We start from the raw sequence: 21,483 nt of genomic DNA, 5'->3' as shown, positions 1-21,483 counted from the left end.
TAGCACCTGAATTTAAGGCCGTTACTTGTCTGCTTTGTTTGATGCGTCAGTTTTATTAACACTACTGGCGCTCATTGCATTAAGCTCTAATAAAGGAGATGCGTCAATTTCATTGGCGTTCATCATTTCGGCGAGTCGCTCCATTGACGATAACAATTGTGATTGTTCCCATTGCGCCAAACTAGAGAAGTTTGCAATAAAGTGTTCTTGTAAAGCTTGGGGAGCATTCTGTAAAAGCGCTTGACCACTGTCGGTTAAATGAAGGCTCACCTTACGCTTATCTTGCGTACTTCTGACACGAGTAATTAAATTTTTATTTTCTAAGCGATCAAGAATATTGGTTACAGTAGCCGCACTTAAGTTAACATTTTTCGCCACCTGACTAGAGTTTATCCCCGAGTCCTTATCAATTTCTAGCATAATTAATAATTGAGGACTAGTTAACCCTGAGGTTTTGCTCAAGTGTTTAGAGTGCAAATCTATTGCTCTGATCACCTTTCTTAAGGCAATTAATAATTCTTGATGTTTTTCCATAATCGAATACTTTAGAGGTATTAATAGCTATTAGTCTAATAAAAATTAAAGGTTACGCCTAGGTAAATTATTATAATCCCCATTTCACTAACTATGTGCTCATTTTTATTTATTAAAAAAGCCAACTTGCTTCGTTAACAAGTTGGCTATAGGTTTAGCTAAATTTCTTTATAAGGTTTAGTTTTCTCGAATAATATAATCAAATGCGGACAGTGACGCTTTCGCTCCTTCACCCATAGCAATAACAATTTGTTTGTAAGGTACAGTAGACACATCGCCAGCAGCAAATATACCGGGTTCGCTAGTATGACACCTCTCATCAACAACTACTTCGCCATGCTGTGTTAATTCAACCACGCCCTTTAAAAAATGACTGTTTGGTAATAAACCTATTTGCACAAAAATACCTGACAATGGTTGTTGTTTAAGCTCGCCTGTTACTCTGTCTTCATAAGCAAGCGCCGTTACTTTACCGCCTTGAGCAATAACTTCTTTGGTGGCCGCATTTTTTATGATGGTAATTTTGCTATGAGCTTGTGCTTTTTCAACGAGTAATTGATCAGCTTTTAGCTCAGGTAAAAATTCAAACACAGTAACGTGGTTAACCATACCGGCTAAATCAAGCGCTGCTTCAATGCCTGAATTACCACCGCCAACAACGGCAACATCTTTACCTTTAAAGAATGGGCCATCGCAATGTGGGCAATAAGCGACACCCGAACCGATATTTTCTTTTTCACCAGGAACTCCTAGTTCTCGCCATTTTGCACCTGTGGCTACTATCACCGTTTTAGTTTCAATAATTTCACCACTAGATAAGTGAATTTTTTTAATATCACCCTTTTCGATAGTATCTACCCGTAAAAACTCTTTTATTGTGACATTATAATCTCTTAAATGAGCGAGTAAGTTACCCGTAAGTTCTGTGCCAGTAGTTTTAGGTACTGAAATTAAGTTTTCAATGTCGACAGTATCTTTCACTTGTCCACCAATACGGTCGGCAACCATAGTAACGTTTAAGCCTTTTCGAGCAGCATATATCGCCGATGCTACACCCGCAGGGCCACCACCAATAACCGTAATATCTTGTAATGGTAATTGCTCTGTATCGCTTGAACCAACAATGTAGGGGAACCGCTCAATCAGTTTATCGACAAGCTGTGCGGTATCAATTTTTCCGTTGGCAAATAGTTCGCCATTTAAATAAACACTCGGCACACCTTGAATGTTGCGTTCATCAATAACGCTCTGAAATAATGCTCCATCAATCATTTCTGATTGAATATTATTGTTAATTAATGCAAATTGATTAAGTGACTGTACAACGTCAGGACAGTTATGACAGCTGAGCGAGATAAACACTTCAAAGTGTAAAGGCTCTTTTATTTTTTTAACCATTTCAGTTAATGTGTTATCAAGCTTTAACTCGGTGCCTGAAGATTGCAAAATAGCTAAAATAAGCGAGTTAAATTCATGACCACTGGGTATACCCGAAAAATGAATACCGTTATTTTCACCATTTACTTCTAAGTAAAAAGTTATCGGGCTTCTTAAGTTTTCATCACGCTCTATTAACTGTAAATTGTCTGAGACTGAACATAGTTGTGTTAAAAAATCGACTAACTCAGCGCGTTTTTCGTATTCACCAGTTTGTAATACTAGCGATACCTTGTTGGTCATTTTTTCAGTGTAGGTTTTTAATGCATTTAAAATATCTGGGCTTAACATATGGCCGCCTTATTACTGGGATTACAATAATTCGCTAATGCAATAGCAATGAATTTTGATCTAAAAAAAGAGCAGAGCGCTGATTCACGCTCCGCAACTTGAGGGATTATTGTTTAGATTTTTCCAACTAAATCTAAGCTAGGCGTTAATGTCGCTTCGCCTTGTTCCCATGCCGCTGGACATACTTCGCCGTCATTAGCGCGAACGTACTGTGCCGCTTTTACGTTACGTACCATGTCTTTTGCACTGCGACCTATACCACCAGCATGAATTTGAGCCACTTGAATAACGCCATCAGGATCGGCTAAAAAAGTACCTCGGTGTGCCATGTGATCTTCTTCAATCATGACATCGAAACCGCGAGTAATATTGCCTGTTTGGTCACCAATCATTGGGAAGTTAATTTTACCAATAGCATCTGATGAGTCGTACCATGCTTTATGTGAAAAATGTGTGTCAGTTGATACCGCATAAACTTCAACACCTAATTCTTGCAATTGTGCGTATTGGTTTGCCATATCTTCAAGTTCTGTTGGACAAACAAAGGTAAAGTCTGCTGGGTAGAATAAAAAGATAGACCATTTACCTTTCACGCTGTCTGAAGTTACTTCAACAAACTCGCCGTTATGGAATGCTTGTGCTTTAAATTCTGGGATTAATTTGCCTATTTGAGCCATGAGTATTTCCTCTTTAGTTACGATTAAAATATTGTTGTTTAGAAAGCGTATTTGCTTTCGATGGAGGTATATTAAGGCAAACTCGATATTCAATAAATTAAATAAAATAGATGGTTATCTTCTAAAAAACAGAACGTAGAAAAGTTTGGTAATCAATAAAGATGTTCTAAAGTTATAGCTGTATTCACTTATTAAAGGAGTAGAGAATGTCGGATAAAAAATTAACCACGGCAGCAGGCTGCCCGGTAGCACATAATCAAAACGTACAAACTGCGGGGCCTCGTGGACCTCAACTTTTACAAGATATTTGGTTTTTAGAAAAACTCGCGCACTTTGATCGTGAAGTTATTCCTGAAAGACGTATGCATGCCAAAGGCTCAGCTGCCTATGGTAAATTCACCGTAACCCATGACATTAGCAAATATACGCGAGCAAAAATATTTTCCGAAGTCGGCAAAGAGACTGAACTATTTACGCGTTTTTCAACAGTTGCTGGCGAAAGAGGCGCTGCCGATGCAGAGCGCGATATTCGTGGTTTTGCTGTTAAGTTTTACACAGAAGAAGGTAATTGGGATTTAGTCGGTAACAACACACCCGTATTCTTTTTACGTGATCCACTTAAGTTCCCTGATTTAAATCATGCAGTTAAACGTGATCCAAGAACTAATATGCGTAGTTCAACTAACAATTGGGACTTTTGGACGTCATTACCAGAAGCACTCCATCAGGTCACTATTGTCATGAGCGATCGTGGTATTCCTGCAACTTATCGTCATATGCATGGGTTTGGTAGCCATACCTTTAGTTTTATTAATGCCGATAATGAACGTTTTTGGGTTAAGTTCCATTTAGAGTCACAGCAAGGTATAAAAAACTTAACTGACGAAGAGGCGGAAGTATTAGTAGGTAAAGACAGAGAAAGTCATCAAAAAGATTTATTAGAATCCATTGATAATAAAAACTTTCCGAAGTGGACGTTAAAAGTGCAAATTATGCCTGAAGCTGATGCGAGTAAAGTCAGTTATAACCCATTTGATTTAACCAAAGTGTGGCCACATGGTGATTACCCATTGATGGAAGTGGGCGTTATGGAGCTTAATAGAAATCCAGAAAACTATTTTGCTGAAGTTGAACAAGCTGCATTTAACCCGGGCAACATAGTCCCAGGTATTGGTTTTTCGCCAGATAAGATGCTTCAAGGTCGCTTATTTTCATATGGCGATGCTCAGCGTTACCGCTTGGGTGTCAATCATAATCATATTCCTGTAAATGCCCCTCGTTGTCCAGTTAACAGTTACCACCGAGATGGTGCTATGCGAACCGACGACAATCACGGTGCAACAATTGGATATGAGCCAAATATAAAAGGTGAGTGGGCAGAACAAGCTGATTTTTCAGAGCCACCGTTAAATTTACAAGGTGCCGCGGCGCACTGGGATCACAGAGAAGATGAGGATTACTTCTCACAAGCAGGTGCTTTATTCCGTTTAATGAACGCCGAGCAACAACAAGTGCTATTTAATAATACTGCCAGTTCGATGGGTGACGTAGCAGATGAAATTAAACAACGTCATATTAAACACTGTACCGCAGCAGATCCGGCTTATGGCGCAGGCATTAAATTAGCCTTAGGCTTATAGTTCATCAAGTATAAGAATCGACCTCCTTTTTACTTAGATATAAAGTAAGAAGGTGTGTCGTTTCAAATGGTTAAAAACATGAATTCACCTGTCTTTCCTTGTCTTATACAGCTTAACTCTGTATTTTTATTAACATAAATTTTCACTTCACAATAATTATGATCACACTCAAGCAATTACACTACGCACTCGCCATTGAAAAAACGCTACACTTCAAGAAAGCTGCGGAAGCTTGTAATGTTTCGCAATCTGCATTAAGTACCGCCGTCAACGAATTAGAAAAGCAGTTAGGGCTAAATATTTTTGAGCGTAATAACAAGCAGGTGCTAGTAACCAGTAAAGGCAAATTAATACTGGATCAAGCAAAACGAGTGAAGTTAGAATTAAACCAATTATTACAAGTTGCTCAACAAAATAGTTCGTCTTTTACTTCACCGATGACCCTAGGCGTTATTCCTACTATTGGCCCTTACCTTTTACCAAAAGTGTTACCTGAAGTTAGAAAACTGTACCCAGATTTCCAATTAAAAATTATTGAAGAACAATCACACATACTTGTAGATATGGTACGCAGTGGCGATATCGACGCAGCCATTCTTGCACTACCTTATTCAATAGAAGGTTTAATGAGTTTTAATTTTTGGCAAGAAGATTTCTTTTGGGTATGCCACAAAGATGAATGCCCTAAACAATTACAGGAAATTACCAGCGAAGAACTAGAAATTGAAAAACTGATGTTATTAAAAGATGGGCATTGCTTAAAGGATCACGCGTTAGCCGCTTGTAGTTTACAAAATAAAAAACAAGATTCAGACTTTGACTCCGCAAGTTTACATACGTTAATTCAAATGGTGGCAGGCAAGCTAGGTAGCACGCTTGTACCACAAATGGCTTTAGATCAATTAATTCACTCTGAATCAGAGCTTAGAGCTGTGCATTTAAATGAACCAGGGCCCCATCGCACCATTTCATTAATTATTCGACCAAACTATGTCAGGGTTAATGAAATTATCTTATTAAAAGACATCTTTCATGAAGAGCTATCAGAAAGTGTTGGGAGTAATTTAAATCAACTGCCACTGTAATTTTCGGATAACCCATTGCCTTTAAAATACTTAGTGGCAAAAAATTGAGTTAATAAAACGGTACCACCATCAACATGCAGAAAATATCATTAATCTACTTCCTAGCCAAAAGATGTATAGCGCTTGTAGAGCGTTCTAAGAATGCTCCTTCACAATAGGCAAAATAGTACAGCCATAATCGTTTGAATTGCTCATCGTAACCGAACTGGCCTAATTCAGACCAAGAATTTAAAAAATTGATACGCCAATCATTGAGAGTTTTTGCATAATCTAAGCCTATGTCATCCAAGCGCTCAACTACTAATTCAGTATGCTCAGTCATCTGTTGACTTAATAAATTAACAGAGGGTAGAAAGCCCCCAGGAAAAATGTATTTTTGAATAAAATCTACGTTTTTTTTGTAATAGTCAAAGCGTTGATCAGCAATAGTTATCGCTTGAATAAGCAATTTACCACCAGGTTTTAACCTATCGTTACATTGAGCAAAAAAACTAGGTAAAAACTCATAACCAACCGCCTCAATCATTTCAATCGAAACCACTTTATCGAAAGAGCCAGTTAAATCTCGATAGTCTTCTTTTAATAAATTGATTTTATTAGATAAACCTAATTCGTTTATACGTGATTCAGCGTATTGATATTGTGCATCAGATATTGTTGTTGTTGTTACTCTACAGCCATAATGCTTAGCAGCATAAATAGCCAAGCCGCCCCAACCAGTCCCTATTTCTAGTAAATGGTCGGTATGTTTGAGAGATAAACGTTCACAAATTGTTTTTAACTTATGATTTTGAGCTTCTTCTAGTGAACTAGTATCTGTTGGATAAATAGCCGAAGAATACATCATTTCAGGATCTAAAAAACGCGTATATAATTCATTACCAAGATCGTAATGGGCTAAAATATTACGTTTGGAACCTGATTGTGTATTTCTGTTTTGCCAATGATTCACCATATTTTTAATTCTATTGGACCACGACTTTTTCGCCTCTAATTTATCCGTTTGTTGCTGTGCTTTTGCAAAAATACGAATCACATTGGTAAGATTGGGACTACTCCATTTACCCGCGATAAATGCTTCGGCAACGCCAATACTACCGCCCTTTACAAAGTCTTGATAAATACTGATATCATGAATGTGAATTTTTCCTTGAATAGCCAGATCATCGTCACTCTTAGAAAAAAAATAATGCTCTGCTCCCTCAACAACCTCTAATTTACCGTAAGAAATTTTTTCAAATACAGAATGAACCAAAGCACGACAGCGTTTATCGAACCAACTCGCTGTATTTAGTACTCTTACATCTTTTACTTGCTCCACGATTCTCTCCTGTCACTTCATAATATAATGAATAATTCAGCTTTCTTTGTTTGTTTTTTGATAGCCTATAAATGGAATTCGTTTGATAAAAATCTTTAAAGCTTGCCAATATATTCCAAGCACAATTTTCAATGTCATTACTGGTAGCTGACACCAAACTTGCAATAGTGATTTTTGGTTAAACGCTTGTTTTTTCATCATTAAATTAGCATCAAATAACTTTTCAATTTTACCATTAGCTGAATTTAGCTTTTTGTTTTCTATGCGTATCATTATGTTACTGTTATTGTCACTTGGCGCTTTTACTTGCCAAAAATAAGACATATCTAAATCCATAAAAGGCGACACTTGAAAGTCTTTTTTACTTACTTTCTCTCCACTATTTAACAAGTCGATTAAATAGTAATGTCTTTCATTCCATGGTGTATTACTAACCTCAGCAAGCATTTGAGTGCATTGGTTATTTTGGTCGTAACAAAAATAAAAATTAGCAGGACTAAAATAAATACCAAAACATCTAACCTGCACTAACATCACAACACGCTGAATATCGTTATGACCACTTAATTCCAGTACTTTATTCGTTATACGTTGCATTAACCCATACGGTTCACTTCTTAGGTAATCTTTTTCAACAAAGCGTAACGGGTGATACCAAGAAAACCCAAACAACCCTAACCCTGCTTTTGCATCTTCAACCTCTGAAACATCTAGCGCTAACATATATAATGAATAATCAAAACTATGCTTTTTGGGACTAAAACGTCGATGCACAATATTTCCTAAATAAATATTGCTTTGGTTAAACCGTTTTTTCATTTTAACTCTCTAAGAAACAATTAAAGCGTTTGGCAACTTCAACAGCACTTTTAACACCATCTTCATGAAATCCGTTATACCAATATGCCCCACAAAAATGGGTATGATGCAGACCACATATTTGATTTTTTTTCTTCTGTGCTTCAATAGACTTTGTTGAAAAAATAGGGTGATGATAAGTAAACTCTCTTAAAATTAACTTAGGGTCGATATCTTCTTTTTGATTTAAGGTAACGCAAAAAGTATGCTGGCTTTCAATACCTTGTAATATATTCATGTTGTAGGTAACACTCGCGGCTTTACTTCTATCTTGGCTTAATTGATAGTTCCAACTGGCCCAAGCTTTTTCTCGTTTTGGTAATAGTTTTTTGTCGGTATGCAATATCACAGAGTTTTCACTGTATGGCATCGCTGACAAAATTTTGCTTTCGTCAGTTGTCGCATCACGCAACAAAGCTAGTGCTTGATCTGAATGACATGCAATGACAACTTCGTCGAAAACTTCATCCTCAGTATCGTTAAAACCTAAGTGAACCTTGTCATTTATTCGGCTAATGCCGCTAATATTGGCATTTAATCGAATATTTTTTTTAAAAGGTTTACACAAAGGTGCTAAGTAGCTTCTTGACCCATTAGGGACAACGTACCACTGAGGTCTATCAGCAATATTCAATAAACCATGATTATGAAAAAACTGTACAAAGAACCTAAATTCGAAATCTGCCATTTGCGCTAAAGAGCTTGACCAAATCGCGGCTCCCATAGGTAGAATATAATGTTCTGCGAAATAATCATTAAAGTTATTTTCGCTTAAAAAGCGTCCTAAAGTTAAACCGCTTTGATAGTTTTGTGTTGCGAATATCTTTTTACAAAGTTTGTTAAATCGCAGAATTTCTTTCACTAACCACCAAAATTTTGGTTTTAACAAATTACGTCGTTGGGCAAAAAGTGTATTTAAATTATGTCCATTGTATTCCATACCTGTTTGACAATTATGTACTGAAAAGCTCATTTGTGTGGCTTGTCTTCCAATACCTATTTCCGCCAATAAAGCTAAATAGTTAGGGTAGGTTTTGTCATTAAACACAATAAAACCGGTATCGATAGCAAATTGTTCACCATTTTTTTCTATATCAACCGTAGCGGTATGTCCGCCAATACGATCATTTTTTTCAAAAACCGTAACATGATGTTTTTTCGATAATAAATATGCTGCAGTTAGCCCTGAAATGCCTGATCCAATAATTGCAATTTTTTTCATGATGTATGTTTCTTTGTGATGATTTTTTGCCAAAGTGATGAGGGCATAAAGCTGATAATTTTTAACAGTAATGTTAATCGTTTTGGAAAGTGTAGGTATGCCTTGCGTTTATCAACTCCGCTAACAATACGAGATGCTGCTTCTTCACTGGTAATAAGAAAAGGCATATCGAAGTTATTTTTATCGGTTAAAGGAGTCTTGACAAAACCAGGATGAACTAAAGTTACATCGATATCATATTCAGCCAGATCTAACCGTAAACTATTCGCTAAATAATCCATGCCTGCTTTTGAAGCGCCATAAGCTTCACTTCGAGGAAAAGGTAAAATAGTGGCGCTAGAGCTAACAAACACTAGCTGACCTTCACCTTTTAATAAGGGTAGCGTAAATTGTAATAACCATCCTAAAGACGTTAGGTTAGTCGTGATAATATCGCTAAATATTTCACCATTAAACTGCTTAGCATCATCAATATATTGGCAATCTCCAGCGTTTAGAATAACCATATCTAGATCGCACAACTGGCTTAATTGCTGTTCGATTTCTTTAGGCGAGTTAAGATTAAACAAACATGTTTGATAGGCGTCCTTTGACAACATGGCTAATTTTTCTGGGTTTCGACCACAAGCAATAACCTTATCGCCACGGGCGACATATTGCTTAAACAATGCTAATCCAATGCCAGAGGTAGCTCCTGTAATTAAAACCATTTTGCCAGCCATTAGCTAACTACCTTAGCTTTAACCCATTTGGTTAACTTACCAAATAGTGGAAGCTGTTCATAAATCATTGCCCCTAAATCTAAGTAATCACGATGTAAAATCACTTTATCTCCTTCCCCTTTGATATAAGAAGATCCAGCAACAGTAACGCGCTTACCCTGATTTAATTTGTTGTGTTGATAAGTCATCGTCCAATAAATTGCGGCCTCCTTTCCATGAAAAATAATATTTTCAATAATAAATTCACAAGATTGTAAGTTCTGATAAAGGCCTTCAAAGTATTGATATAATTCATCAAAGCCTTCAAGGTGATTTAGCGGGTCAATAAAAGTGACCTCACGGTGATAAAGAGTATCTAACAGTTGTAAGTTATTCGTTTCGAGCCTTTGATAAACACTAACAAAATTACTTAACCATAATGGTGTATCTTTAGGTAAATCATCCAATGTATTTGTCTTCATTTTATTACCAAAAATCAGATTAAAATATTAAAAAAACCATGCACTTAACTCTTGTGTCTATTTATAAAAGGCTAGTGCTTTTAACCTAGCTTCTTTATGGTCAACAATAGGTTCCCAATATAATTGTAATTGATGATTAGCAATATATTGATGAGGAAAGTGAACATGTTTAACGGGTATACTTTCTAACTCTGGTAAGTATTTACGAATGAAATCTCCGTTTGGATCAAATCTTTCGCTTTGTCTAATAGGATTGAAGATTCGAAAGTATGGTTGGGCATCACACCCTGTACTCGCAGCCCATTGCCAACCGCCATTATTAGACGCTAAATCACCATCAATCAGGTGCTTCATGAAATACTTTTCACCTAATCTCCAGTCAATCAGTAGGTGTTTAGTTAAAAAGCTTGCTACCACCATTCTTAAACGATTATGCATCCACCCCGTTTGATTGAGTTGTCTCATTGCCGCATCAACAAGTGGGTAACCTGTTTTACCCTCACACCATGCATTAAAATAAATTGAGTTATTCTGCCATTGAACGTCTTGGTATTTTTGATTAAAGCATTGGTGCATACAAAGTCTTTGCTCGTGAAATAATAAATGCCTGTAAAACTCACGCCAAATAATTTCATTTAACCAAGAAAACTCTTCACTATCTGTCGCGATTAAAATATCTGGAAAACGATTTAGCAAAGCAAATAAAATATACCTTGGACTAATAAGCCCTGCTGCTAAATAAGGAGAAAGACCAGATGTGCCTTTGGCCGAAGGAATATCGCGGTATTTAGCATAACTAGTTACTTTATCTTGAAAAAACTTTGGCAATACATTCATTTCATACTCGCCAGCTAAAGGCCAAGCACTAGATTCAGAATTGCCTGTTGTTTCCAATAGTTCAGCATTCCGGTTGGTATTATTGTGTGCCTTTGCTAAATATTCGAAGCCAAATTGTCTCACCTGTTTCAGCCAAGCTTTTTTAAAAGGTGTAAATACTTTAAACATTGTGCCCGACTGATTGAGCACTTTACCTTTTGGCACAACCACATCTGCTTCAAACAATGTTAAAGGAATGCCTTGGTTAATACAGGATTGGTCTCGTTGTTGCTCATTGTATTCAAGCTCACTATTGGCTAAGACACTCCGAACATTATGCTTTAAACAGTAGGTTTTTAAATAGGCTACTTGTGACGGAAAGTCGGGTACGTGCACTATTTCTAGATCAATATCCAAGCTTGATAGTTCGTGCACTAATGCCTTTGCATGGCGTTTAATAAAATCAATTTTTATCTCTGACCAATCATGCAATTGCCACTGTTTTTCGGATATGAAAAAAAACGCCTTACGTAACTTAGTTGAACAGGGGGTGTTCATAAAGTGCTGTAAGGCAGGGTTATCGTGTGTTCTTAAATCGTTACGAAACCAGAGTATCATGGGGTTCCTTTACATGTTAGTAGGCATATCTCAGCCTAAGTTGATCGGGGTATGGAGATAAATATGCTTGCATTGCTAAATAGTCTTTCGGGAATTGTAGTAGGTAATGCTTGATTAACGTTAATGGCGCAATAAGTGGAATTAAGCCTTCACGATAAGCATCAATTTGTTCACATAACTCTTGACGCTCATTGCTTTTAAGTTGTTTTGAAAAATAACCTTGGATGTGTGCTAATGTATTGGCGTGCTTTTTTCGTGTAGCTTTAATAGATAATGCAGCCATTAAGCCCGCAATATACTGTGACGCCATTTCAGCTAATGGTATATCTGATTTCGCTAATAATTGACCTAACTTTTTATAGGCCACCAAATCATGACTCATTAACGTGTATTTATATTGGCTATGAAAAGTGGTTAATTTATGTTTTGTAATCCCCGAAGCTTCTACATCTTGCCAATGCTTATAAGCGTATACCCGGGCAACAAAATTTTCTCGAATTATAGGGTCGTTCAATCGGCCATTTTCTTCACAAGGCAATAAAGGGTTTGCCGCCATAATTTCTTGCGCAAACACACCAATGCCATTAGATTTCAGTGCATTACCCTCTGGAGAATACAGCTTTACTCTTTCCATGCCGCAACTTGGACTTTTAGCACAAAATACATAACCACTTAGGTGTTTGGTTACGCTAGCAACCTTTTTACCATAAGCTTTAAGTGCGCTTGTAACATCGCCTGAGCCATCGGGTCTTGAAACAGAAATAACATCATCTTTTTTAATTTGTCGAATTGTTGGACGAGGGATCGGCAAGCCTATCGCAACTTCTGGACAGAACGATTGATAAGTCACATGCTGGCCAAATTCATGGATACAAAAATTAGAAGGTTTATTACTCGCGTCAAAACGAACTTTTTCACCGACTAAACATGCACTAATACCAATATGTAAGTCTTTTTTGTCAACAGGATGAATCATGATTATTCCTTAGCTATTGAGCAACAAATTAATAAATAAAGGAGCCAATAGGGTTAAGTAACTTATTTATACCCTGAGTAAAGTGCAAAGCATCATTTGCGACGGTATAACAAAGGCAGCCCTCATTAGAGATAGGATTATGGGTATGTTCGCTATCTAGCATGATAAAATCGCCCTTTACATACTCTCCTTTTTCATCATGAAATGAACCGTCTAATAATAATGTGAGTTCAAACCCTTTGTGAGTATGTTGTGGAACACCACCTCCAGGTTGAATCTGCAATAGACTGGTGTGTATTTCATTTTCATTTAGTTGTACGCGAGCTCGAGATAATTTCCCCATATGTAAGGTTTTTCCCATCGACATATTGTTCAATGCTTTTGGTAACGTATAGGATTTATTATTAAACGATATCTTTTTTTCTACAGGCAACTCTACTTCTTCAATGTCGTTTGACTCAGTTATTTGGGCAACCATGGCATCAAAGTCAATATCAAGTGTTTTTGCCTCTTGCAACTTCTCATTATCATCGACAATAAACTTGTCTAAATAAGCTTCTTCGAAACTTAATTCTGCTGTTTGTTCTGTTAACTGTGCTATTTGTTGTTGGCATGAAGGGCACATATCTGCATGTATGGCGATAGCTGCTGATAATGATGCAGGTAAATCACCGTTCACAAATGATTGTATTAACTCAAATTTAGGGTGATGTTTAATCATGTTCTTCTCCTAACTGCACTTTGAGTTTAGCTAAAGCTAAACGCAAACGAGATTTTATTGTTCCAAGCGGTAAGTTCAGGTGTGTAGCAAGTTGTTCCTGAGACATTTCCATAAAATAGAAACCTTTAACAACTTGTTGCTGCACTTCAGGAAGTTTTTCAATAACGGTTAGCAATTGCTTGTTTTCAAGATGGTCTTCAAAAGGCTCATCTTCACTGCTCATGCTTTCAGCAATTGGCCAAATATCATCACTGAGGTTATCCTCTTTATTTCCTTTGAGCTTTCTTAACATATCAAAGGTAACATTTCGCATGACTGTATATACCCAAGTGGTCGCCGCGCCCTTGTCTTGATTAAACAAATGCGCTTTGCGCCAAACATTACTCATTGTTTCTTGAACAACTTCATTTGCTTGATTTTCATTAAAAAACTTGTTGCTTGCGATACGTTGAATTTTAGGTGCAAAAAAGCGAAACAACTGAGTAAATGCTTTTTTGTCTCGTGAAATGGCAACAGCCTCAAGCCATTGGCAAAGTTGTGGATGATCTATTTGTTCTGACATTTTACTAGGTTTAGCATTTGTCACTTTGCTTAGCAAGTTCGTTTGCATTGCATTATCACCGGTTCTACTTGAAAAACTTAAAGGGTAATACGCAGGCGATTAAAGAAAAGATCACAATTAATTAAAATTTTTTTCGTTATTTATAATTGATTGAACAAAACCTTTTGCTTGATGATAATTGTGAACACTAATAAATCGGCTTTTCACCGTTAAATTAACAGGTAGAATCTCTAACCATCTTGCCACTACCCAATTAATATTTTTAGCAAATATCTTAGGGTATAACTCCCTAAACAGACTATCACTCATTAGAAGTTCCGTTAATGACTGACCAAGTTCAGAATATTGATTATCGCCTGTGCTCTGTGACCAATGAGGTATTTCACAAACCGTACCAATGTTTAAGTTATTGTCATCTGTTACAACCTTCTGAATATCGACTATTGCTTTACACTTTACATCGATCTCTAAAACGCCATCACTACCTTGGTCGAAATTAATGATTTCTACCCAACTTCCCCATCTAGCCATTGCCTGTTCTTGGTCTTGATGTTTTAACCATAGAACAAACCCATGACCTTGGGTGGCAATTTTTACCATTTTCAAATAACGCGGTTCAAAAATCCTTAATCGAGTTATGCCATCCGGCAACAAAAAAACCGCTAAAGGCAAAATTGGTAATTCTAAGGTGGTATCTTTCATATATTTTTTCACTCTTTCATTCATACCTTTCTATACGAATCAGATAGCATTTTTGATCAATAAAAATAAAAAAGCCCCTAAAAATAGGGGCAAAGAGCGTGCAGCAGCAACTGCACTTTATTGAGTATCTAACGCTAGTCAAGAATAACGGTATCAATCACATGGATAACACCGTTCGTTGTGTAAATATCAGATATTACAACTTTTGAACCGCCAATAACCAAAGCACCCGAGTCAACATCTACCGACACGTTAATCATTTTTCCTGACGCTGTAGTTAACATTTTTCCATTGGCAGCATAAGCATCTAACAAGCTTAAACTTGCATCACTTACCACATGAGTTAACAGCACTGATGTTAATGCATCCGTGTCAGCTAACAATGCTGATAGTGCATCAGGGTCAACCGCTGCAAAAGCAGCATTAGTTGGCGCAAAAACAGTAAAAGTTGCATTTTCATCTGAAAGTGTAGTCACTAGGTCAGCAGCAGTTAGTGCGGTAACTAAAGTAGAGAAGTTATCTGGATCTGCAAGCGCAACTTCGACAATATTTTGAGTAGGAGCATCCATCATTGCTGGTGGCATAATGACATTATCAATTACATGAATGACACCATTATCAGCCATAACATCTGCAGTACTAACTTTTGCACCATTAACAAATAACATTGAATCAACAAACGATAATGAAACCTTATCGCCATTTGCTGTCTCAACCATATTATTGCTTGATTGAGCCACCGTGATTGCGCCATCAGCCAAAACTTTTCCAGGTAAAACATGGTACAACAAGATATCTGTTAACTGATCATAGCTCAGACTATCTAAAGTGCCTGCAGGTAATTTTTCAAATGCAGCATCTGAAGGCGCAAAAACAGTATAATTTTCATCTAGGTTGGCCAGTGTGGTATCTAAACCGGTCGCTTGTAAAGCAGCAACAAGTGAAGTGAAGTTACCATTAGCACTCGCCACATCGATTAAACTCATTGCTGGTGCAGGAATTTCTACATCTCCTACCACAACAGCATCTATCACATGAATTATGCCGTTGGTGGTGTAAATATCTTTTATTACAATATTAGCTCCACCGAACATAAGCATATCACTCGTAGTATTAATGTTAAGTGCTACTTCAGTCATTGCCGCAGTCTCAACCATTGTTCCATTAAGTGTGTAAGCCGTTACAGAATTTACTGCAGCACCAGACACAACATGCTGGAGTAAAATGCTTGATAAAACATCAGTGTTCTCAAGTAAGGTGTTAATGGTTTGCTCGCCGATCAATGCGAATGCAGCATCTGTTGGTGCGAATACGGTAAAAGTTGAACTTTCATCCGCTAACACTGCATCCAAGTTAGTCGCTCGTAATGCCGCAACTAAAGTGGTGAAATTACCATTGGCAACGGCTGTTTCAACAATATTTGCTGTAGGCTCTGCCATATCTTCAGGTGGAAGTAATACCGCATCGATAACATGTATAATACCGTTATCTGTTTGAATATCCGCAGTAACAACGGTTGCTGTATTTACTAAAAGATTATCACCATTTAATGACAAACCAATTGCATCACCATTAACCATATCAACGGTAGTTCCTGCCAAACCAATAGCAGTAGTAGAGTTTACTTCGCCACTAATGACATGGTAGGTAAGAATATCAGAAAGCTTATCGGTATCAGCTAATAAAGCATCGATGGTGTCTTGTCCCAACAAAGCAAAAGCATCATCTGTTGGTGCAAAAACAGTAAAACGACTTTCTGTATCTGCTAATGTTGTATCTAACCCTGTTGCCTGCAAAGCTGTTACCAAGGTTTTAAAATTTCCATTGCTTACAGCAGCATCAACAATTGTAGTTTTGGTTACAACCTCATCAGCCTTGCTAGAGTTGTTATTATCGTTACATGCTTGTAATAAAAACATGCTTAAAATAGTTACACTTAACACTTTAAAATATTTCACATTACTCTCCTGATTTTTGTTAACAGAGTAATTTACGAGCAAGGGTTAAAAAGAGATCAAAATAATTTTAAAAAGTTAAAAATTAACACTACATATTCCGCGATCAGTAGTTATTAATCGATTATTGGCAAGTTGAATTCATCAACGTTTTATCAAAAAACAACGTGATATCGGCTACATTAACACCTAACTTAGACATAGTAGTTTTATTCATCACTCTATAATCATCCAGCTGATACATCCAATCATCCATATTAAAAGTATAAGTATCTCCATCAATAGGGACTTCTAATTGATATTGCCAACGAAAGGCATGACCCATTTGTTTACCGTTAGCTACCCCGACAACATCTTCAGCCGTGCCAGAGTACTCATCATATGGCAGCTTGGTTAATACCCACGTTCTATAACTGACCTCACCATCATGAAAATAAAACACTTCTTCAAGTGTTCCCTCGTTGTTATTCCATGTACCATTGAGCTCAACACAAAAACGCCTTGTTACTTTACCTGTATAGTCTTGAATCATTCCCCATGCAGTGAATTTACCTGTAAAATATTCTTTAATGTCAAACTTAGGAGAGGTTTTTTCATAGTCATGTATGTTGGAACTACAACTTGTCATGACCAACAAAAACAACACTAATAGTAACCCTTTAAAGGCAGTCATCATTTATTTCCCTCTATCAATTTCGCCCGTAATTGGGCTTGACTAGTTTTTGGCGAAAGCCAAATATCTAAAAAAATACGACTAAAATCTTTCTCTTCTATGTCGCCAACTTGTTTATCATTAAAGTAGAAAGTCGATTTTTTCTCTTCAACTAATATGGTTAATGAATCACCCTCTGAGATATCTGGCCAAATGACTTTTAACTTGGGAATATAGTTAACATATTGAGACTTAGATATTCCTAAATGTTGCCACTGCTGAACAGTTCGTTCAATTAATTCATCAGCGGTAATATCTTTAAAGTACTCTATTTTAAAAAGTAATGACTCTGGCGATTGTTCGTGTAGATAACGTCCTGATTTTGTGTATAAGGTACTGTTGTATATATCCCAAAACAACACTGAAAATTTTGCGCTACCAACCTCTTTGTATGCTAACTCACCATAATCTTGAGGAAGCCGATCGACTATCTGGTTGTCAGCGTTAGCTATCGATAAAACACCATTAATCAACAAAAATATGAATAAAAATACCTTAATCATTTTTGACCTCCCTATAAAAATTTTCTTTAATTTTAAAAAATACCACCATTAAAACAGACCAAATCAGAGCTAATATGAGATAGGTTTTAAAATGGCTATAACCAAGCTCAACAGACGATAATGATGCTCCGCCAATGTAGCTTAATGGTGGAAAAATAAGCCCTACCAAGGCTTGCAAGAGTGCTGAATTTTTTAAGAGTTGCAAACTATGAGCAATTGTCGCAGCGAAAGAAGCCCAAAGTGCAATTAACCACAATGGGATAAAGTGATCTTGAGGGAATATTAATACCTTTGCAGAATGCAAAGTCGTGTCGACTAACGTGCCGATAAGCACGGTCACCAAAATTAGCTTAATTTCAGACTTTATTTGTTTACACCAATACAGGTGAAGCCCTAGCCAAAAAAGCGTAAACGGTATGAAAGAATTACCGAATAATATGAGTCCCAACCAAGATAGATTAAAACCGAGCAAATTAAATAACATATAAACAACAATAAAAGGGTTTGCTATTTATACGTTAGATTGGCGTGTTTGGATTAAAAAGCGTTAAAAATTTCTAGTGTAGAGCAGTCTAACCATGATATTTCCATCGTCTTCGACTAATGGGCTCTCGGTTATTTCATCTGCAAACCAAGTTCGCTGTATATTTAATTGCGTAAAGCCACCTAAAAAAATAGGGGTAGATATCGAGACACCAAAGCCAGAATTAACTGCACTTTGACCAACATATTCCGACCTAATTGCAGAGACTTCGTTTTTGCCAACACCATAATAATAATCAACATGATTGCTGTCTAAATAACTTAAGGTTATACGAGGCTCAATAAACACAGGGCCATAGTTAAAATTATAAGAAAGCGCAGTAACCACTTCACTCCCATTAGAACGACTCAACACATCAAACATTGACGAAAAACTGAGCTTCCAGTTATTTTTTTTATAATTTAAAGCTCCTCCAATATCCATCGAGAATTTTCGCTCTTTCATGCCCTCAAAAATATAGCTATCACTATCATCAAAGCCTTGAAACCTTGGAGCGGCTTGAACTTGGAAGCTAAAACCGGAAGCTTCTGCAACTTTATAACTCACAAAAGGGCCAAAAACATTTAATTTTTCAGATCGGTAGCCAATCATAGGCAAAGGAATTGTTCGCCTGTTATACCCTTTATAAATTTCTTTATTGGTGCTGATCCCCAGTCCATAAATATATGTACCTGTATCTTTCGAATCTTCAGCTTTTACAAAAAGGGGTAGTAGGAGAGATAAACATATTATAATTTTTTTAAACATAACTTTAATTAATCGGTAACCTGATCTTTAGATCTATAGAGGGCATCATATAACAATAAGGAATTAATAATACACATACTTTGTACTTGCTTTTTTGCATTATTAAGCGAAAGGTGTAGTAACTATTATGCCAATAAATCAAAAGTTAGATAGCTCTTTTCTTCAATTACAGGACTACTTTAAAAAAGAATATTGTTTAAGTGTCAAAGTATTTAATGTAGTAAATACTTTATTGTTCATTGGCTATAAAACTACATCAATAATGAGAGCATGGTTTCTATTAGCTTTTCTTTATCAATCGGCTTCGCTTGATGTGCATTCAAACCAGCAGCTAAGTAATTATCCACATCTTTATCCAATACATTAGCGGTTAATGCAACAATAGGTAATGCTGAAATGCTTGCATTAGCGTTGGCTCGAATAATTTTGGTGGCTTCTATACCATCCATCTCAGGCATTTGAATATCCATAAGAATAATGTTGAACTTATTATGTGCTTGATTAAGCAATTCAATCGCTTCTTTACCGTGATTCGCTATTGTAACCATGGCCCCTTCACTGGTAAGCACTTTGTTCACGACTATTTGATTAATTTTATTATCTTCAGCAACCAACACATGTATACCTGAAAGGCGATCATTGTTATTTTTGCTTGTAACTTCTTCTCTACGCCCCTCTAAACACGCATTAATTACTGTTAACAACTCAGTACTATGACATGGCTTTTGTAATACTTTGTGAATAGGTAAGTGTTCTTTAGTGTTTTTAATACGGTGAGTTTCATATGCTGTTAAAATAATCACTTTAGGCATATTATTAAGCTTTAACTTTACGGCTTCAGCAATAAATTTTCCGCCACTCATGATTGGCATAGTCCAATCTGAGATAATAATTTGAATATTACTATCTGCTTGTTTTAAAAAGACTAAGCCTTGTTCTGCATCGTTTGCCTTAACGACTGTAGCGCCACATTTTGTTAGGAACTTGCCTAATACCTCCAAAGCAATTGGATTGTCGTCAACCAATAAAATGTTAGCTTTTTTTATTAGTTGTGCTGGTATATCACTTTTAACCAATACTTTTTCGTTAAGCATTATATATATTGAAGCAGTAAAACAGCTGCCTTCATTAACTGTACTTTCAACGAATACATCGCCATTCATTGCTCGACAAAGCTTTTGGCTGATAGATAGCCCTAAGCCTGTTCCACCATATTTTCTCGTGGTTGAAGTATCAGCTTGATTAAATTCTTGGAATAGCTTTGCCATGCTTTCTTTACTTAACCCTATGCCAGTATCAAACACTTTAAATTTAATGTTATACAAATCATTTTCTGGCGTTGGTGCTGTCATTTCAATAACTACGTTAACTTCACCTTGTTCAGTAAATTTAATGGCATTAGAACATAAGTTAAATAATATTTGATTTAAACGATAAACATCACCCATCAAATCAGGCTGAATATTTCCTGCAGTGGTAATAGTAAACTTAATGTTTTTTGCTCTAGCAATTTCATCGAAGGTCATTGATAAATTGTCGATAACGCTATAAATAGAGAATGGATTTTGCTCTAGTGTAATATTGCCAGACTCTATTTTAGAAAAATCTAAAATATCGTTAATAACGGTTAATAAATGCCGGCCTGAAAAGAGCAATTTATTGATATATTCTCTTTGCTCAGTATCTAGTGTCGTTTCTTTCAATAACTCGGTAAGACCAATAACACCATTAAGTGGTGTACGTATTTCGTGACTCATGTTTGCTAAAAAATCACCTTTTGCTTTGGCTGACTCTTCTGCATTTTTTACCGCTTGTTTAAGTAAGGCGTTGCTTTCGGATAACTGCTTTTTCTGCTTAACAATATCGGCTGTTTTCTTGTTAACTTCACGGGATAATTTGTGTTGTTGAGATAATAATGATCTGGTAATAAATGCCAATGTTAAGGTTAATAATATTCCCGCCAAGTACAGAGGAAGTAGTAAGCTATCTGGATTTTTTAACGTTTGATTTTTAGGAGTAATAATTAACGTTAATGAATTATTAATAAGTTCGATCGGGAACGAAAAACTGATCTGTGTTGGATCGCTTTCTATTACATTGCCAGATGTTCTTAATTGCCTTTCAGGAAAGTGATATTGATTATTATTTTTATCAATTAACGTGTAATTAAAGTAATCGGCTTCCTCGGTAATGACATTGTGAGTAAATAGGTCGGCAATATGTTTGGACTTCCCAGACTTTGCTAGACACCAAATGAGTTACATTGTAACTTCAACTAGAGGTGTTTATGAGCAAAGGCAAACGGTATACCCAAGAATTTAAAATAGAAGCAGTAAAACAAATCACTGAGCGTGGTTATTCAGTTGCTGAAGTTTCGGA

General features: G+C 36.5%; 22 protein-coding genes. 3 read left to right on the top strand and 19 right to left on the bottom strand.

Going from position 1 to position 21,483, the window contains the following annotated elements; all coding sequences use genetic code 11:
* Positions 1-21: 21 nt before the first annotated feature.
* From AC27G3_RS16720 to ahpC, 3 genes are all read right to left on the bottom strand, one after another.
* The gene (locus AC27G3_RS16720) at positions 22-534 is read right to left on the bottom strand and encodes a MarR family winged helix-turn-helix transcriptional regulator (protein WP_487123540.1); all 513 of its coding nucleotides are present in this window, start codon (positions 532-534) and stop codon (positions 22-24) included.
* Between the two features lie 177 nt (positions 535-711).
* Positions 712-2,262 (bottom strand): alkyl hydroperoxide reductase subunit F, encoded by a 1,551-nt coding sequence (gene ahpF / locus AC27G3_RS16715; protein ID WP_487123538.1) that lies wholly within the window; start codon positions 2,260-2,262, stop codon positions 712-714.
* Between the two features lie 113 nt (positions 2,263-2,375).
* The gene (gene ahpC / locus AC27G3_RS16710) at positions 2,376-2,939 is read right to left on the bottom strand and encodes an alkyl hydroperoxide reductase subunit C (RefSeq protein ID WP_487123536.1); all 564 of its coding nucleotides are present in this window, start codon (positions 2,937-2,939) and stop codon (positions 2,376-2,378) included.
* 206 nt (positions 2,940-3,145) lie between these two features.
* Between ahpC and katE2 the strand changes: the two genes are divergently transcribed.
* Positions 3,146-4,579: a catalase KatE2 gene (gene katE2, locus AC27G3_RS16705; protein ID WP_487123535.1), complete on the top strand. Its 1,434-nt coding sequence runs from the start codon at positions 3,146-3,148 to the stop codon at positions 4,577-4,579.
* A 158-nt stretch (positions 4,580-4,737) separates the two neighbouring features.
* Positions 4,738-5,664 carry a LysR substrate-binding domain-containing protein gene (locus tag AC27G3_RS16700; RefSeq protein ID WP_487123533.1) on the top strand — a complete coding sequence of 309 codons (927 nt, stop codon included), beginning with the start codon at positions 4,738-4,740 and terminating at the stop codon, positions 5,662-5,664.
* A gap of 94 nt (positions 5,665-5,758) precedes the next feature.
* On the opposite strand, the gene AC27G3_RS16695 is transcribed toward AC27G3_RS16700, so the two are convergent.
* The 16 genes from AC27G3_RS16695 to AC27G3_RS16620 form a co-directional block, all read right to left on the bottom strand.
* Entirely contained in the window at positions 5,759-6,985 is a 1,227-nt protein-coding gene (locus AC27G3_RS16695) for a class I SAM-dependent methyltransferase (protein ID WP_487123531.1), read from the bottom strand.
* Between the two features lie 36 nt (positions 6,986-7,021).
* Positions 7,022-7,804 carry a DUF1365 domain-containing protein gene (locus tag AC27G3_RS16690; RefSeq protein WP_487123529.1) on the bottom strand — a complete coding sequence of 261 codons (783 nt, stop codon included), beginning with the start codon at positions 7,802-7,804 and terminating at the stop codon, positions 7,022-7,024.
* A 1-nt stretch (position 7,805) separates the two neighbouring features.
* Positions 7,806-9,065 (bottom strand): NAD(P)/FAD-dependent oxidoreductase, encoded by a 1,260-nt coding sequence (locus AC27G3_RS16685; RefSeq protein ID WP_487123527.1) that lies wholly within the window; start codon positions 9,063-9,065, stop codon positions 7,806-7,808.
* A complete protein-coding gene (locus tag AC27G3_RS16680) occupies positions 9,062-9,787 on the bottom strand; it encodes an SDR family NAD(P)-dependent oxidoreductase (RefSeq protein ID WP_487123525.1) in 726 nt (241 codons plus the stop codon). The genes AC27G3_RS16685 and AC27G3_RS16680 overlap by 4 nt, the downstream gene beginning before the upstream one ends.
* Entirely contained in the window at positions 9,787-10,248 is a 462-nt protein-coding gene (locus tag AC27G3_RS16675; RefSeq protein ID WP_487123523.1) for a nuclear transport factor 2 family protein, read from the bottom strand. Before AC27G3_RS16675 ends, AC27G3_RS16680 begins: the two co-directional genes overlap by 1 nt.
* A 57-nt stretch (positions 10,249-10,305) precedes the next feature.
* Positions 10,306-11,682, bottom strand: a complete 1,377-nt coding sequence (phrB, locus tag AC27G3_RS16670; protein ID WP_487123522.1) for a deoxyribodipyrimidine photo-lyase — start codon at positions 11,680-11,682, stop codon at positions 10,306-10,308.
* Positions 11,683-11,698: 16 nt separating this feature from the next.
* Positions 11,699-12,658, bottom strand: a complete 960-nt coding sequence (locus AC27G3_RS16665; protein WP_487123520.1) for a YbgA family protein — start codon at positions 12,656-12,658, stop codon at positions 11,699-11,701.
* A gap of 28 nt (positions 12,659-12,686) precedes the next feature.
* Positions 12,687-13,379 (bottom strand): ChrR family anti-sigma-E factor, encoded by a 693-nt coding sequence (locus AC27G3_RS16660; protein ID WP_487123519.1) that lies wholly within the window; start codon positions 13,377-13,379, stop codon positions 12,687-12,689.
* Entirely contained in the window at positions 13,372-13,989 is a 618-nt protein-coding gene (locus tag AC27G3_RS16655) for a sigma-70 family RNA polymerase sigma factor (RefSeq protein WP_487123517.1), read from the bottom strand. The genes AC27G3_RS16660 and AC27G3_RS16655 overlap by 8 nt, the downstream gene beginning before the upstream one ends.
* A gap of 69 nt (positions 13,990-14,058) precedes the next feature.
* Positions 14,059-14,643 carry an LON peptidase substrate-binding domain-containing protein gene (locus AC27G3_RS16650; RefSeq protein WP_487123515.1) on the bottom strand — a complete coding sequence of 195 codons (585 nt, stop codon included), beginning with the start codon at positions 14,641-14,643 and terminating at the stop codon, positions 14,059-14,061.
* Positions 14,644-14,777: 134 nt separating this feature from the next.
* A complete protein-coding gene (locus AC27G3_RS16645; protein WP_487123607.1) occupies positions 14,778-16,562 on the bottom strand; it encodes a fasciclin domain-containing protein in 1,785 nt (594 codons plus the stop codon).
* A 160-nt stretch (positions 16,563-16,722) separates the two neighbouring features.
* Positions 16,723-17,274 carry a DUF3833 domain-containing protein gene (locus AC27G3_RS16640; protein WP_487123513.1) on the bottom strand — a complete coding sequence of 184 codons (552 nt, stop codon included), beginning with the start codon at positions 17,272-17,274 and terminating at the stop codon, positions 16,723-16,725.
* On the bottom strand, positions 17,271-17,813 hold the full coding sequence (locus AC27G3_RS16635) for a chalcone isomerase family protein (RefSeq protein ID WP_487123511.1): 543 nt from the start codon (positions 17,811-17,813) through the stop codon (positions 17,271-17,273). Before AC27G3_RS16635 ends, AC27G3_RS16640 begins: the two co-directional genes overlap by 4 nt.
* Entirely contained in the window at positions 17,806-18,297 is a 492-nt protein-coding gene (locus tag AC27G3_RS16630; protein ID WP_487123509.1) for a DUF2878 domain-containing protein, read from the bottom strand. The genes AC27G3_RS16635 and AC27G3_RS16630 overlap by 8 nt, the downstream gene beginning before the upstream one ends.
* A 63-nt stretch (positions 18,298-18,360) precedes the next feature.
* A complete protein-coding gene (locus tag AC27G3_RS16625; RefSeq protein ID WP_487123507.1) occupies positions 18,361-19,104 on the bottom strand; it encodes a MipA/OmpV family protein in 744 nt (247 codons plus the stop codon).
* 251 nt (positions 19,105-19,355) lie between these two features.
* Positions 19,356-21,041: a response regulator gene (locus AC27G3_RS16620; RefSeq protein WP_487123505.1), complete on the bottom strand. Its 1,686-nt coding sequence runs from the start codon at positions 21,039-21,041 to the stop codon at positions 19,356-19,358.
* Between the two features lie 350 nt (positions 21,042-21,391).
* Here AC27G3_RS16620 and AC27G3_RS16615 point away from each other — a divergent pair.
* The coding region (locus tag AC27G3_RS16615) for a transposase (RefSeq protein WP_487123605.1) at positions 21,392-21,483 on the top strand (92 nt) is incomplete at its 3' end.

Source organism: Colwellia sp. SU-HH01217, from assembly GCF_057543495.1.
The sequence above is the reverse complement of the archived record's forward strand: the minus strand, read 5'-3'. Positions and strand labels throughout refer to the sequence as shown.

Bases quoted from the DNA above. Each gene is read 5' to 3' on its own strand.
- AC27G3_RS16720 (WP_487123540.1), bottom strand. From the start codon at position 534: ATGGAAAAACATCAAGAATTATTAATTGCCTTAAGAAAGGTGATCAGA.
- ahpF (WP_487123538.1), bottom strand. From the start codon at position 2,262: ATGTTAAGCCCAGATATTTTAAATGCATTAAAAACCTACACTGAAAAA.
- ahpC (WP_487123536.1), bottom strand. From the start codon at position 2,939: ATGGCTCAAATAGGCAAATTAATCCCAGAATTTAAAGCACAAGCATTC.
- katE2 (WP_487123535.1), top strand. From the start codon at position 3,146: ATGTCGGATAAAAAATTAACCACGGCAGCAGGCTGCCCGGTAGCACAT.
- AC27G3_RS16700 (WP_487123533.1), top strand. From the start codon at position 4,738: ATGATCACACTCAAGCAATTACACTACGCACTCGCCATTGAAAAAACG.
- AC27G3_RS16690 (WP_487123529.1), bottom strand. From the start codon at position 7,804: ATGAAAAAACGGTTTAACCAAAGCAATATTTATTTAGGAAATATTGTG.
- AC27G3_RS16685 (WP_487123527.1), bottom strand. From the start codon at position 9,065: ATGAAAAAAATTGCAATTATTGGATCAGGCATTTCAGGGCTAACTGCA.
- AC27G3_RS16680 (WP_487123525.1), bottom strand. From the start codon at position 9,787: ATGGCTGGCAAAATGGTTTTAATTACAGGAGCTACCTCTGGCATTGGA.
- AC27G3_RS16675 (WP_487123523.1), bottom strand. From the start codon at position 10,248: ATGAAGACAAATACATTGGATGATTTACCTAAAGATACACCATTATGG.
- phrB (WP_487123522.1), bottom strand. From the start codon at position 11,682: ATGATACTCTGGTTTCGTAACGATTTAAGAACACACGATAACCCTGCC.
- AC27G3_RS16665 (WP_487123520.1), bottom strand. From the start codon at position 12,658: ATGATTCATCCTGTTGACAAAAAAGACTTACATATTGGTATTAGTGCA.
- AC27G3_RS16660 (WP_487123519.1), bottom strand. From the start codon at position 13,379: ATGATTAAACATCACCCTAAATTTGAGTTAATACAATCATTTGTGAAC.
- AC27G3_RS16655 (WP_487123517.1), bottom strand. From the start codon at position 13,989: ATGCAAACGAACTTGCTAAGCAAAGTGACAAATGCTAAACCTAGTAAA.
- AC27G3_RS16650 (WP_487123515.1), bottom strand. From the start codon at position 14,643: ATGAAAGATACCACCTTAGAATTACCAATTTTGCCTTTAGCGGTTTTT.
- AC27G3_RS16645 (WP_487123607.1), bottom strand. From the start codon at position 16,562: ATGTTTTTATTACAAGCATGTAACGATAATAACAACTCTAGCAAGGCT.
- AC27G3_RS16640 (WP_487123513.1), bottom strand. From the start codon at position 17,274: ATGATGACTGCCTTTAAAGGGTTACTATTAGTGTTGTTTTTGTTGGTC.
- AC27G3_RS16635 (WP_487123511.1), bottom strand. From the start codon at position 17,813: ATGATTAAGGTATTTTTATTCATATTTTTGTTGATTAATGGTGTTTTA.
- AC27G3_RS16630 (WP_487123509.1), bottom strand. From the start codon at position 18,297: ATGTTATTTAATTTGCTCGGTTTTAATCTATCTTGGTTGGGACTCATA.
- AC27G3_RS16625 (WP_487123507.1), bottom strand. From the start codon at position 19,104: ATGTTTAAAAAAATTATAATATGTTTATCTCTCCTACTACCCCTTTTT.